Source organism: Mesorhizobium shangrilense, assembly GCF_028826155.1.
Taxonomy (GTDB): Bacteria; Pseudomonadota; Alphaproteobacteria; order Rhizobiales; family Rhizobiaceae; genus Arvimicrobium; species Arvimicrobium flavum.
The window spans coordinates 3044106-3057274 of sequence record NZ_JAQGPN010000001.1 but is presented as its reverse complement, the minus strand read 5'-3'; the positions used below and the strand labels follow the sequence as shown (position 1 = coordinate 3057274).

General features: G+C 64.2%; 13 protein-coding genes. 6 read left to right on the top strand and 7 right to left on the bottom strand.

What is annotated here, in order from left to right; genetic code table 11:
- Positions 1 to 64 precede the first annotated feature (64 nt).
- A complete protein-coding gene (locus PD284_RS14765; protein WP_338036656.1) occupies positions 65 to 1036 on the top strand; it encodes an alpha/beta hydrolase in 972 nt (323 codons plus the stop codon).
- Here PD284_RS14765 and PD284_RS14760 read toward each other — a convergent pair.
- The 4 genes from PD284_RS14760 to ilvA all read right to left on the bottom strand — a co-directional run bounded on the left by PD284_RS14760 (position 1008) and on the right by ilvA (position 5902).
- A complete protein-coding gene (locus PD284_RS14760) occupies positions 1008 to 2222 on the bottom strand; it encodes an MFS transporter (RefSeq protein ID WP_274628941.1) in 1215 nt (404 codons plus the stop codon). The two genes, PD284_RS14765 and PD284_RS14760, sit on opposite strands and share 29 nt — an antisense overlap.
- 121 nt (positions 2223 to 2343) lie before the next feature.
- Entirely contained in the window at positions 2344 to 3771 is a 1428-nt protein-coding gene (locus tag PD284_RS14755) for a DEAD/DEAH box helicase (protein WP_274628940.1), read from the bottom strand.
- Positions 3772 to 4106: 335 nt separating this feature from the next.
- Positions 4107 to 4649: a DUF1697 domain-containing protein gene (locus tag PD284_RS14750; RefSeq protein ID WP_274628939.1), complete on the bottom strand. Its 543-nt coding sequence runs from the start codon at positions 4647 to 4649 to the stop codon at positions 4107 to 4109.
- Positions 4646 to 5902: a threonine ammonia-lyase IlvA gene (ilvA, locus tag PD284_RS14745; RefSeq protein ID WP_274628938.1), complete on the bottom strand. Its 1257-nt coding sequence runs from the start codon at positions 5900 to 5902 to the stop codon at positions 4646 to 4648. Before ilvA ends, PD284_RS14750 begins: the two co-directional genes overlap by 4 nt.
- 138 nt (positions 5903 to 6040) lie before the next feature.
- Between ilvA and PD284_RS14740 the strand changes: the two genes are divergently transcribed.
- Both PD284_RS14740 and PD284_RS14735 read left to right on the top strand, forming a co-directional pair.
- The gene (locus PD284_RS14740; protein ID WP_274628937.1) at positions 6041 to 7498 is read left to right on the top strand and encodes a TrkH family potassium uptake protein; all 1458 of its coding nucleotides are present in this window, start codon (positions 6041 to 6043) and stop codon (positions 7496 to 7498) included.
- 80 nt (positions 7499 to 7578) lie between these two features.
- Positions 7579 to 8736, top strand: coding sequence for an alpha/beta hydrolase (locus PD284_RS14735; RefSeq protein ID WP_274628936.1), 1158 nt, complete (start codon positions 7579 to 7581; stop codon positions 8734 to 8736).
- A gap of 13 nt (positions 8737 to 8749) precedes the next feature.
- Here PD284_RS14735 and PD284_RS14730 read toward each other — a convergent pair whose 3' ends face one another.
- Entirely contained in the window at positions 8750 to 9277 is a 528-nt protein-coding gene (locus PD284_RS14730; protein ID WP_274628935.1) for a gamma carbonic anhydrase family protein, read from the bottom strand.
- Positions 9278 to 9472: 195 nt separating this feature from the next.
- Here PD284_RS14730 and PD284_RS14725 point away from each other — a divergent pair, with 195 nt between their 5' ends.
- The gene (locus PD284_RS14725; RefSeq protein WP_274628934.1) at positions 9473 to 10240 is read left to right on the top strand and encodes a hypothetical protein; all 768 of its coding nucleotides are present in this window, start codon (positions 9473 to 9475) and stop codon (positions 10238 to 10240) included.
- 3 nt (positions 10241 to 10243) lie between these two features.
- Here PD284_RS14725 and PD284_RS14720 read toward each other — a convergent pair whose 3' ends face one another.
- Positions 10244 to 10447, bottom strand: coding sequence for a DUF3126 family protein (locus tag PD284_RS14720; RefSeq protein ID WP_274628933.1), 204 nt, complete (start codon positions 10445 to 10447; stop codon positions 10244 to 10246).
- Positions 10448 to 10542: 95 nt separating this feature from the next.
- Entirely contained in the window at positions 10543 to 11391 is an 849-nt protein-coding gene (gene cysE, locus PD284_RS14715) for a serine O-acetyltransferase (protein WP_274628932.1), read from the bottom strand.
- Positions 11392 to 11690: 299 nt separating this feature from the next.
- Between cysE and moaA the strand changes: the two genes are divergently transcribed.
- Both moaA and PD284_RS14705 read left to right on the top strand, forming a co-directional pair.
- On the top strand, positions 11691 to 12686 hold the full coding sequence (gene moaA, locus PD284_RS14710) for a GTP 3',8-cyclase MoaA (protein ID WP_274628931.1): 996 nt from the start codon (positions 11691 to 11693) through the stop codon (positions 12684 to 12686).
- Positions 12683 to 13165 carry a hypothetical protein gene (locus tag PD284_RS14705; RefSeq protein ID WP_274628930.1) on the top strand — a complete coding sequence of 161 codons (483 nt, stop codon included), beginning with the start codon at positions 12683 to 12685 and terminating at the stop codon, positions 13163 to 13165. Before moaA ends, PD284_RS14705 begins: the two co-directional genes overlap by 4 nt.
- Positions 13166 to 13169: the final 4 nt, after the last annotated feature.

Below are 13169 nucleotides of genomic sequence, written 5' to 3'. Positions count from 1 at the left end.
GGCGCCGCCGGGAAATTCGGGGCAGCCTGCCGACATTGCCGGTGACCGAACCCGGAGATTGATCATGAGGCGCATTTTGATCTGGCTTGCCGTCATTGCCATCGTGTTCGCGCTCGCATTCATGTTCGGACCACGTGTTCGCGTCGACACCAGAATAGCCTTCGATGTCAGCAAGATCGGCGATGATCTTGAAGTGTATCTGGAGGCGGCAGAAGACAAAGTCGCAGCCCTCCGGCCCGGTATGCATAAGGAAATCGTCTGGGCGGACCGAGACACCAAAGTCCGGACCCCGCTTGCCGTCGTCTACGTGCACGGCTTTTCGGCGTCCAAGGGCGAGATCCGCCCGCTTCCCGACGAAGTGGCCAAGCGGCTTGGCGCAAACTTGCTGTTCACACGGCTCAAGGGCCATGGCCAGGACGGCGCGGCGATGGCCACGGCATCCGTCAACGACTGGATCAACGACTATGCCGAAGCGGTGGCGATCGGAAGCCGGCTCGGCGAGCGCGTCATCGTCATCGCGACATCCACCGGCGCGGCGCTGGCGACCCTGGCCGCGACCAACGAGGAGTTGACCGGGCACGTTGCAGGCATGGTCCTCATCTCGCCGAACTATGGTGTAAAGGGCACGGGGGCCTGGCTGCTGACGCAGCCTTGGGGGCGACACATCGCAGAGCTTGTGATCGGACCGGAGCGCGGCTTCACCCCGCAGAACCAGCTCAGCGCCACCTACTGGACGTCGCGCTATCCGACCGCCGCGCTGCTCCCGATGGCCGCCCTGACCCTGGCGGCGCGCCGCGCTCCCGTGGAGACCATCAAGGTCCCCGCGCTCTTCGTTTTCTCGGACAACGATCAGGTCGTCCGGCCGGACCTCACGCGCAAGGTGGCTCAACGCTGGGGCGCGTTGCATGAGATCGTCAGAGTGGAGGATTCCGACGATCCCCAGCACCATGTCATCGCGGGTGATGCCTTGTCGCCGTCGACGACCGGACGCCTCACGGGGGCGATCGTCAACTGGGTGAGGAAGACGGCCGGCTAGGGGCGGCCTCGGGCTTGGCGTCGCGCGCCAGCAAATAGGCGAAGAGCGCAAGGCCGAGCATGGCAGCATAGAAGGCGAAGAGCGCTTGGTAGCCGGCCGTCGGATCGCCGGGAGCAATGTTGCGCGTCACCACCATGCCGGTCGCAAACTGCATCGCTCCGGCTCCGCCGATCGAGAAGAAGTTCATGAGGGTCACGCCGCGCCCGATCAGATGGGGAGGGAAAAAGGCTCTCGCATGCGCCATCAGGAGCCCATAGGCGCCGCCGGAGACGCCGATCACGACCAGCAGCGCGGTCACGCCCGCGAGCTCGGGCGCCGGGTGGATCGCCAGATAGGCGAGAGCGCACAGGAGGACGCAGCAGCCCGCCATCGCCACCCATTTGCGACTTCGAAAGATCGTGTCCAGCGGGCCGTACACGAATGAGCCGGCGACCATGGCGAGCGCCATCACGAACGTCACGTTGCCAATCAGCAGCGCGTCGGCCCCGTAGACGTCGGCCAGGTAGGGGCCAGCCCACAGTCCGCGGATGCCGGATGCCGGGGCATAGTTCAGCGCAACCAAGGGAATGATCGGCCAAAGCACGCGCATGCGGAAGAGCTCCCGATAGCCTGAAAGGCCTGCCCCTTGGACGGCGTCGGTTTCGGGATCGCTCACCAGCCGCGCCAGGGCGGCGGCGGTCAGCAGCGTGACCACGCCAAGGCCAGTCATGACGGGTCGCCAGCCAATGAGCTCGGCCGCATTGGCGAGAGGCGCCGCCCCGAGCACGTTGCCGGCCGTGCCAAATGCCACCATCCAGGACGCCAGCACTGCGAAGCGTGCCGGCGAATATGCCTTTGCGAAGATGAACAGCGAGGCCATCAGGACCGGAGCGCAGCCAAGCCCGATGAGACCCATGGCGGCGATCACCATCCACGGCTCGCTCGCCGCGGCGAAAAGGAACGATCCCCCGCCCCCGCCAAACGCCAGGAACAGCGAGACTGTGCGGCGCGGGCCCAGCCGGTCCAGCGACACGCCGACCGCGAACTGCGCCAGCGCGAAGACAAGGAAGTAGGCGCCGGAAGCCAGGGCGAGATCGGCCTTGCTGGCGCCGATGTCCGCAGACAGCGCCGGGGTCAGAACCGCGAGGAAAGACCGGAAGAACTGCGACAGCACATAGCCAAATGCGAGTGCTACAATCCCGGCCATCGGCTTCGTGTCCATGACATGAATGGGCGGCCGAAGCCGTGCTTCGACCGCCCTAACCCGTCATCGACGGCGGAACAATGGACCAGAACCCCGGGCCATCAGCCCAGAGTAGACAAGATCGTCAGGCAGCGCGCGCCGGGGCGCGCTTGCCGCCAAAACCGCGGCGCTTGCCCCGGAAGGGCTTGCGCCCGTCCGGCTTTGCGCCTGCAGGCTTGTCGGAATGGGCACGGTCGCCGGCCGGACGGTCCCCGTCGGCCTTCCACTTCGGCCTCCCGCCGTTTGGCTTGCCGCCGTTCGGCTTGCGCTGCTGCGGACTGCGCGCGCCGCGCGGCTGGGCGTCGTCGTTGGCGGCCGCCGGCTGCCCCGGTGCACGCGGCTCGCGCTGCGGATCCGCCTCGCCGAGGTGGTCCGCGCTGACCGGCAGTTTCATGCGGATGATCCGTTCAACGGTGCGCAGCTTGCTGTTTTCAGAGGGATCGCACAGCGTGACCGCGACGCCGGATGCGCCGTTGCGCCCGGTGCGGCCGATGCGGTGGACATAGCTCTCGGCCTCGTCCGGCAAGTCGAAGTTCACCACATGGCTGATGCCCGGAACGTCGATGCCACGCGCCGCGATGTCGGTGGCGACGAGGATGCGGACGGTCCCGTCCTTAAAGCCGTTCAACGCCTTCTGGCGGGCATTCTGCGACTTGTTGCCGTGAATGACCGCCGCCTCGAAACCGTCACGCTCGAGATCGCGGGTGATGCGGTCGGCGCCGTGCTTGGTGCGCGAGAAGACGATGACGGACGACATGTCCGGGTCAGCGAGCATCTTCGAGAGGATCTGGCGCTTCTGCTTGGTGCGGGCGAGCACGACGCTTTGGGTGATCTCGGCGGCGGTAGTGCTCTGCGGCGCCACCTCGACGCGGACCGGAGCGCGCAGCAGGCTCTGCGCAAGCTGCTCGATTTCCGCCGGCATCGTGGCCGAGAACAGCGCAGTCTGGCGCGCAGCATGGGTTTCCTTGGCGATGCGCTTGACATCGTTGATGAACCCCATGTCGAGCATGCGGTCGGCCTCGTCCAGCACCAGCCAAGTGGTGTCGGAGAGATACACGTCCCGCGCCTTGACCAGATCCATTAGCCGACCGGGCGTGGCGATGATCACGTCAACACCGGGCTGGATCTTCTTGACCTGGCTGAAGCGCGAAACCCCGCCCAGCACGAGAGCGGTGGAAATATGCGCGCCCTTGGCGAGGAGACGAAACGTCTCGTCGATCTGCACGGCGAGCTCACGCGTCGGCACCAGGACCAGCGCCCGCGTGGTCTTGGGTTTGCGCTTCGAGCCGAGGGCGATGATCTTCGATAGGATCGGCAACGCGAATGCGGCGGTCTTGCCGGAGCCGGTCTGGGCCACGCCCAGTATGTCACGGCCTTCGAGTTGCGCGGGAATCGCCTGCTCCTGGATCGGCTTGGGATCGGTGTAGCCGGCGGCGAGCGTCGCCTTCAGCAGCTGGCCGGAAATGCCCAGCTCCTCGAAGCTCTTGAGCGTATTATTGTTTTCGTTGTTCAATTTGTTCTTCTTTCAGGCGGCAAGACGCCGCAAACAGGCAGAGCGGCAGGGCGCAACCTGCCGTGCATTCATTGTTCGTTGAAACGACAAGGCGGGGGGCAAGGAAAGTGCCCCCGCGGTTGCGCTGTCGTGCCCGCCAGCCGAATGCCGCGGGACTTTTCCGCCGCTCGCCGAACTGTTCGGGAAGGGGAAACAGACGCAACCAGTCCCATGCCACGGGAAAGCCGGTCAGAGCCGGCCCAAGCGCCTATGGCTGCGCATATGGAGGAGTTCGCCGAAAAATGCAAGGAAGATTGCGCTGCAGTGCAGCAATGGCTCACGCGCGGCAGCGCCGACTACTTCGCCGCTTTCTCCGCCAGTTCCAGCAGCTTCAGCACAGTGTTCCAGTTGCGCGCCGTGTTGGGCACGCCGAGCCCCTTGTCGAACTTCGCGCCGAGTTTCGACGAGCTGAGGCCGCCGGGCGTGTGAAGATACGCCAACCCGTCGACGATCTCGATGCCTTCGCCGTCTGCGGCGAGCGCGCGCAGGGCATCGATGTTCTCCTTCTCCGGCTGCCCTTTCAGGACGGCCGCGTGGAGGAAGCGGCCCTCTTTCAGTTGGTCTGCAAACGGGTTCTGCTTGATCAGCCGTCGCCATTCGGCGAGCGTCGGCGCATAGATGTCCTTGGTGAAGCCGAATTGCTCCCGGCAGATGTCGGCCACCTTCTCCAGCATTTTTGCGCGCGGCATGTCGGTTTTCAGGTAGGCGTTGCCGCTGTTGATGTAGGTGCCGGCATTCTGGAAGCCGGCCTGCGACAATGCCTCGCGCAGCGGCCTGGTGGGCAGTTGGGTTGCGCCGCCCACCCCACGGAAGAGCAGGATGTAGACCGTGCCGCTCACACGACGAACTCCGCAATCGTTTCGTCGTCCGTGATGTCCTGATAGGCCCACCCGGTTTCGTGGAAGCGTTTTGCAAGGCGGCCGAAGTTCTTGGCATCCTTCGTTTCGATGCCGATCAGCACCGAGCCGAAATTGCGCGCCGACTTCTTCAAATACTCGAAGCGGGTGATGTCGTCGTCCGGGCCGAGCAGGGCCAGGAAGTCGCGCAGCGCGCCGGGACGCTGAGGAAATCGGAAGACGAAGTATTTCTTCAGGCCCTCGAAACGCAGCGCCCGCTCCTTGACGTCCGGCAGCCGCTCGAAGTCGAAGTTGCCGCCGGAGACGATCAGCACGATCGTCTTGCCCTTGATCTCCTTCCGGGGAAGATCCTTCAGCGCGTCGATCGCAAGAGCGCCAGCCGGCTCCAGCACGACCCCTTCGACGTTCAGCATCTCGATCATGGTGGCGCAGAGGCGGTTTTCCGGGACGAGCGTGACAGAATCCGCCGAGAACCCCTTCAAGTTCCGGAACGGCTCGCGCCCGATCTCCGCCACTGCTGCGCCGTCGACGAAATTATCGACCCTGTCGAGTTTCACGCGCCGCGCGGCGGCGAGGCTCTCCCTGAGGCTCGGCGCTCCGGCCGGCTCGCAAAACAGGTATCGGGGCGATGCCCCAGCCTCCGCGAAGTACTGCGTCACGCCGGCCGCCAGGCCGCCTCCTCCGATCGGCACAGCAACGATATCGGGCGCGCGGCCATTCGGCATCTGGGCGGCGATCTCCAAGCCGACGGTCGCCTGCCCCTCGATGATGTCCTTGTGATCGAAGGGTGGCACCATGCGGCTGCCGGTCGTCTCCGCGAAGGCCAGGGCGGCGCGGTAGCAATCGTCGAAATAGTCGCCGACGAGCTTGATCTCGACGAACCCGCCGCCGAACATGCGCGTCTTGTCGATCTTCTGCTGCGGCGTCGTCACCGGCATGAAGACGACGCCCTTCTTCCCGAAGTGGCGGCAGACGAAGGCGAAGCCCTGCGCGTGGTTGCCGGCCGAAGCACAGACGAAGGTCGCCGTGTCGCCCTCATGCGCCAGCGCCTTGCGGAAAAAGGTGAAGGCGCCGCGGATCTTGTACGAGCGCACCGGCGTCAGGTCTTCCCGCTTAAGCAGGATGCGCGCCCCGTACTTGCGCGAGAGATAGTCGTTCTCCTGCAGTGGCGTGGCGGGAAACAGCGCCCGCAGCGCCTCCGCGGAACCGGAGACGCGTTCGGAAAATGTCGTCATCGGTCGATCCGTGGGTCCATCAGTCTGTTGGTTGCGGCAGGGGCGCTATTGCATATTCGGTTGTGCGAAGCCACTGTCGGCCCGTTCGAGTAGCCAAGCCGACCCTTTTGAGCGGGGCCAGACGGGATCGAGTCGTTCGTGAACAGATCAGCCATCCGGGCCGCTACCCACGTCGCCGCAGTCTTCGCACTCTATCTCTCGGCAGCCATGCTCATCCCGGCCGCCGTGGACCTTTACTACGACAATCCCGATTGGGAGGCGTTCGCCCTGTCGGCCCTTTTCGTGGGCGGCATTGCGATGGCGATCATGCTGGCGACGCAGGGGCGCGCGCCGCAGGCTTCGACGCGCTTCGGCTTCCTTCTCGTCAACATGCTCTGGCTCACAATGGCGCTTGCCGGCGCGGTTCCGTTCGCTGTCTCGTCGCTCGACATGAGCCTGACGGACGCCATCTTCGAATCGGTGTCCGGCGTGACGACGACCGGCTCGACCGTCATCAACGGGCTCGACAAAGCGCCGCCCGGCCTGCTCCTGTGGCGATCGCTGCTCTCGTTCATGGGAGGCCTTGGCGTGATCGTGCTCGGCCTGTTCCTGCTTCCCTTCCTGAACATTGGCGGCGTCAGCTACTTCAAGATCGAATCGTCCGACATCGAAGATCGTCCGTTCGAGCGCTTCCAGACCTTCACGATCAGTCTCATCGGCATCTACACGGCGCTCGTCTTCGCCTGCGCCGTCTCCTATACGGCGGCCGGGATGGATGGTTTTCACGCGATCAACCACGCCATGTCGACGGTGGCGACCGGCGGCTTTTCCACGCATGACACCTCCTTCCTGCAGTATGCCAACCGGCCTGCGGTGCTGTGGGTCGGATCGGTCTTCATGTTCATCGGCGCCTTGCCCTTTTCGATCATGATCCTGTTTGCGGTACGCGGCCGCTTCGATGTGCTGCGCGATCCCCAGATCCGCGTTTTTGCCGGATATTCAGTCGTCTTTGCGGTCGCGGTGGCCGTCTACCTGACCGTCAAGGCGGGCATGCCGTTCGGCCTGGCGCTCACCCATTCAACCTTCAACTTCCTCTCAATCATCACCACCGCGGGCTTTGCCAGCGACGACTATACGCTGTGGGGGCCGTTCGCCGTCGGCTGCGTGTTCGTGGCGACGTTTCTGGGCGGCTGCTCGGGCTCGACCACCGGCGGCATCAAGGCATACCGGTTCCTCATCCTCCTGGAGCTTGTGGTGAACGGTCTGAGGCGCCTCATCTATCCGCACACGGTGCTTCCGGTGAGGTACGGCGACCGCACCATCAACGACGACATGCAGCGCGCCGTCGTCCTGTTCGTCGCGTCCTTTTTCATGCTGTGGGTCATCTTCACGCTGCTCTTGAGCGCCACCGGCCTGGATTTCGTGACAGCCCTTACCGGTGCGCTCACGTCGCTCACCAATGTCGGCCCCGGGCTTGGTCCCGTCATCGGTCCGGTGGGCAATTTCTCCAGCCTCCCGGACATCGCAAAATGGCTCTGCGCAATCGCTATGCTGCTCGGGCGTCTTGAGATCCTCGCCGTCCTCGTGGTCTTCAGCCCGGCATTCTGGCGACGCTGACATCGCGGCTGGGGCGGGTGGACCCGACCGGTCGTCCAAGTTATGAAAGCGCTGCGAGAGGCGCCGTTCGAGGTGTGGTATTGGGTCGGGTCGTTGTCTACCTGCAGATCGCCGTAGTTGCGTTCGCCCTCGCCGGCTGTGGTGGCGGCAGCAAAACACATCAGCTCCTGTCCGGCACGATAACGCCCGCGCCTGCATCGGCGATCGCAGCGACGCACTCCATCTTCGTCGCCACGACGCGGGCTCCCGCCGCCGATCATGCCGAGGTTTTCAGCCGCGCACGCTCGCCGGATCTCAGTCTCGCCAAGGTGGAAGTTTCCGTTCCCGCTTCCCACAAGCTGGGCGCAACCGAGCGGCCGAAGCGAGGCGTCCGCGACCCGGCGAAGTACTTCACCGCCACCTCCGTCACTGGTTACGACGAGAAGGCGTTCGCACAGGCGCTGCGCAGCGACATCAAGAAGCGCGGTGGGCGGGCGATCGTCTTCATTCACGGCTATAACACCAAGTTCGACGATGCCGTGTATCGGATGACGCAACTGGTCCACGACGCCGGCTACGACGGAACGCCCATCCTCTTCACCTGGGCGTCGGGCGGCCGGGTGACCGACTATGTCTATGACAGCAACAGCGCCCATGCCGCTCGCGACCAACTGGAAGCCACCTTGCGCCTCGTCTCGCATGCCGGCGCCAAGCGCGTGGACATACTTGCGCACTCCATGGGCAACTGGGTAACGATGGAAGCCCTGCGCCAGCTCGCCATCACCGACGACCGCGACCTCGATGGCCGCCTTGGCGATGTGCTCCTGGCATCGCCCGACATCGACGTCGACGTCTTCAAGACTCAGATGCAGCGCTACGGAAAGCCCGACAAGCCGTTCATCGTGCTTCTGTCCGCCGACGACCGCGCCCTTCGCATCTCCGGCCTGATCGCAGGCAATCGGCCGCGAGTAGGCGATTATGGCGATGCCGCGGAACTGGCCGAGCTGGGCGTCACGGTCGTGAACGTTTCCGACGTCGCCTCCGGCGATCGCCTCAACCACTCGAAATTCGCGGACAACCCGGTGCTGGTGAAGCTGCTCGGCGAAAGGTTGCGCGCAGGCGACACCATCGCGTCCGAAACCGAACTGGCTGACCGCATCGGGAACCTGACCACGGGGATCGGCCACGCGGTCACCAGCGCCGCGAACATCATCATCACGACGCCGCTGCGCGTGGTCACGGTCGCTGTCGGCGGCTGACGCCGCCGACAGGCTACGCAACGGTCGTCAATCCGGCCCTGAACCGGCGCGCGTTCGCCACGTAGTGCCTCGCAGACTGACGCAGGCGCTCGATCGCCGCCTCGTCCAGCTGGCGCACGACCTTCGCCGGCGATCCCACGATCAACGAGCCGTCGGGGAACTCCTTGCCTTCCGTCACCAGCGCCCCGGCGCCGACGAGGCAATTGTTGCCGATGCGGGCGCCGTTCAGCACGATCGCCCCCATACCAATCAGCGTATTGTCGCCGATAGTGCAGCCGTGCAGCAGCGCGCGATGGCCGATCGTGCATCCCTTCCCGATCGTCAGCGGCAAGCCGGGATCGGTGTGCATGATCGTGTGTTCCTGTACGTTGGTGTCGTCGCCGATCCGGATCGGCTCGGAATCGCCCCTCAACGCCGCGCCGAACCAGATGCCGACGTCTCGACCCAGCAATACGTTGCCGATGATCGACGCATCCGGCGCGATCCATACGTTCTCGTCGTCGAATGTGGGACGAACTCCATCCAGTGCGTAGATCGGCATCGTTTCCTTCCTTGGGATCGTTGCGACCCTAGGTGCGGCCGACGCACGAAGCAACCTTGGCATTGCCCAGCGATGCCGGCGAAGGATCGACGGTCGCCGCCGCGCAGTCCGCTCTTTACCGGCTGTTTACCATAGTTCCGCACAGTACCTTCGTCGCGCGGCAACGCCATGCCGTGAAGGATGTGCCGATCAGGCATGGAACCGGTCCTAATGGTGGAGTGCTCGGTGTCCCGGACGGCCGAAGAAGCGTCAGTGGCCGACGTTGAACTCAACGTCGTCAACTCCACTTTCATGCTCAAGATGTTCTACGTCTTCGCCGCCCTCGCCCTGTTCTCGGTAGGCCTCAGCGTCGCCGGCAAGTGGGTGGGCGCCTCCATCGTCATGGCCGGTCACACCGACGACGTCACGCTGCGCGAGATTGTGGTCGGAAACAACGTGATCGTCGCGCCGGCCAACGTCATCCGTTTCGAGCGCCAGCGCATCAACGGCGTCGCGCCTCGCCTCGACCTCTATTTCCGATGGCCGCAGATGGACGGCTACAGCCCGAGCACGAGCGTCGACTTCAACAACGCCGGCGACAGGAAGAACATTCTTTTCGTGTCCTTCGAGCCCGCCATGATGTCGCGCGACATGAGCGGCCGGTTCGAGCCGATCTATAAATCGCTCATCGTTGAACCGTCCACGGCGGGGCCAGCCGGGCTGGTCTTCCATGAATTCAACGAGAGCTCGGGCTATCTGAACGAAGTCCTGGCGGTGGCCGAGCGTGGAGCCGGCATGCCGCCCTATGTGGCTCGGTGCCTATCAGGCCCCAGCGCCGCCGAGTCGCTGGCGCCCTGCGAGCGCGACATCCACATGGGCGACGCGCTCAGCCTGACATACCGCTTCCCGCAGGAGTTGCTGGCAGACTGGAAGCAGCTCGATGCCGCAGTGATCGCCAAGGCGGAGCAAATGGTGAAGCGTTGAGCTTCAGCCGAGATCGATGTCGAGAATCGCCATCGAGAAGTTGTAGTCGCCGTCGTCCTCATCCTTGAAAACGATGCCAAGGAACTCGTCGCCGACATAGACTTCGCAGGAATCGGCCTTACGCGGGCGTGCTTTCACCTGGAGATTCGGATTCTGGAAAGTGCGCTTGAAATAAGCGTCGAGCTTTCGGATCTCTTCGGGCTTCAACGGCTTTCTCCAACGAGGTGGTCAATGAAGCCCGGCTTCTGGCACGCGGCAAACGTGCCTGTAAAGTCCGTCAGAACCGAAGCGGCGTCCAATTCTCAGATATCGAAGCCCGGCCCGTCATCGAAGGCGCGCGACGGCAGCAACTGGTCCATCTGCCGGGAAGGCTGGTCGCACCCGCTCTCGCCGACGATGCGCGCCGGAACACCGGCGACCGTCTTGTTGTGCGGCACCGGGGCCAGCACGACAGAACCCGCGGCGATCTTGGCGCAGTGACCCACCTCGATGTTCCCGAGGATCTTGGCGCCGGCGCCGATCAGCACGCCGTAGCGGATCTTCGGATGGCGGTCGCCACCAGTCTTGCCAGTACCGCCGAGCGTCACGCCGTGGAGGATCGAGACATTGTCTTCGATGACCGCCGTCTCGCCGACGACCAGTCCGGTCGCATGATCGATGAACAGCCCCTTGCCGATGCGGGCAGCGGGATTGATGTCGGTCTGGAAGATCGCGGACGAACGGCTCTGCAGGTAGAGCGCGAAATCCTTGCGGTCCTGGTTCCACAGCCAGTGCGCGAGCCGATGCGTCTGAATGGCGTGAAAGCCTTTGAAATAGAGGACCGGCATGATGAACCGGTCGCAGGCTGGGTCGCGATCGTAATAGGCCTGGATGTCTACCCGTACGGTGGCGCTCCACTCCGGCTGGGCCCGGACCATCTCGCGATAGGTCTGGGCGATGAGATCGGCGCTGAGATCGCCGTGGTCCAGGCGCTGGGCGATTCGATGGATCACGGCTTCCTCCAGGCTCTCCTGGTTCAGCACCGTGGAATAGAGGAATGCCGATAGCAGCGGGTCGTTGTCGACCGCGGCGATCGCCTCTTCCCGCACGGCGTTCCAGATTGGATCGACCGGCTTCACCGTATTGCCGCGAATAGCGCTGACTGTGTTCACGCCGTTCTCCGATTGTGTCGTTGGCCGCTGTCTACGAACGAAAATATCCCTCGGCGGCCATCATTGGAACTCAATTCTGTTGAGGAAGCCATCAAATGGAACTTGATGCCCCTGCGAACAAGGGCGATTGGCCGGTGATCCGTCATTTCGCGCCCTTCCCGGACATTCGAAATCCGGCACGGGAAAATGCGACTTCCTGCAAGGCAAAGGCGTCACCCACTTGATTGTTCTGCCGGATCGTACAACATCACGGTATATGACACTCGGCAGCCTCTGACGTGCAGGGAGTGAAACGTCCGATGAGCATGACCGACCCGTATGGTCGAGACATCACCTATCTTCGCGTATCGGTCACCGACCGCTGCGACTTCCGCTGCACCTATTGCATGGCAGAGGACATGACCTTCTTACCCAAGAAGGATCTGCTCTCGCTCGAGGAACTGGACAGGCTCTGCACGGTCTTCATTGAGAAGGGCGTGAAGAAGCTGCGGCTCACCGGCGGCGAGCCGCTGGTGCGCAAGAACATCATGCATCTCGTGCGCGAGCTCTCGCGCCATCTCAAGACCGGCGCGCTGGAAGAGCTGACGCTCACCACCAACGGCTCGCAGCTCTCCCGCTTCGCCCAAGAACTCGTCGACTGTGGCGTGAGGCGCATAAACGTCTCGCTGGATACGCTCGACCCGGTGAAATTCCGCGAGATTACCCGCTGGGGCGATATCGGACGTGTCATCGCCGGCATTGACGCCGCGCAGGCCGCAGGGCTCAGCATCAAGCTGAATGCGGTCGCGCTGAAGGGTTTCAACGAGGCAGAGATCCCGGAATTGATGCGGTGGGCCCACGGCCGCGGCATGGACCTCACGGTCATCGAAACCATGCCCATGGGCGAGATCGAAGTCGACCGCACCGACCAGTACCTGCCGCTCTCCGTGCTGCGCGCTGATCTCGAGCGCCAGTTCACGCTCAACGACATCCCCTACAAGACCGGCGGCCCCGCTCGTTACGTCGAGGTCGCCGAGACGGGCGGCCGCCTCGGCTTCATCACGCCGATGACCCACAATTTCTGCGAAAGCTGCAACCGCGTACGCATCACCTGCACGGGCACGCTGTTCATGTGCCTCGGTCAGGAGGACGCGGCCGACCTGCGCACGCCGCTGCGGGCGTCCGAAGGCAACGATCTGCTCTCCGCCGCCATCGACGAGGCGATCGGCCGCAAGCCGAAGGGCCATGACTTCGTCATCGATCGGCGCAGCAAGCGCCCCGCGGTGTCGCGTCACATGAGCGTGACCGGGGGATGAGACCCCGGGGCGCCCTGCTCTCCCTGGCCCTGGCCGTGCTTGCGGCAGGTGCGGCCACGGCCGGAGCAGATCCCTACACCTATGTGAACTCGCGGTTCGGCACGACCTGCACCTTTCCGGACGAGATCTTCATCCGGCGGCTGCCCGAACCTGACAACGGCGACGGGCAGCAGTGGATGGCCGACGATGGGGCGAGCCTGGTCTGCTCCGGCATCCAGAATGTCATGGACGAGACGCCGAAGAGCTTCGCCGCCAGCGCTGCCGCCGACCAGGACTCCTCGTACCGCATCACCTACAGCCGGATCGGCAGCGACTGGGTGGTGCTTTCGGGCTTCAAGGACGGCCACGTGTTCTACCAGCGCCGCCTGTTCGGACATGGCGGCGTGATCCATACGGTGAGCGTCGCCTATCCGCCGTCGCTCAAGGCAGATTACGACGCGCTGGTTGGCGGCATCGCCGACAGCCTCCGGGGCCCGTAACGGC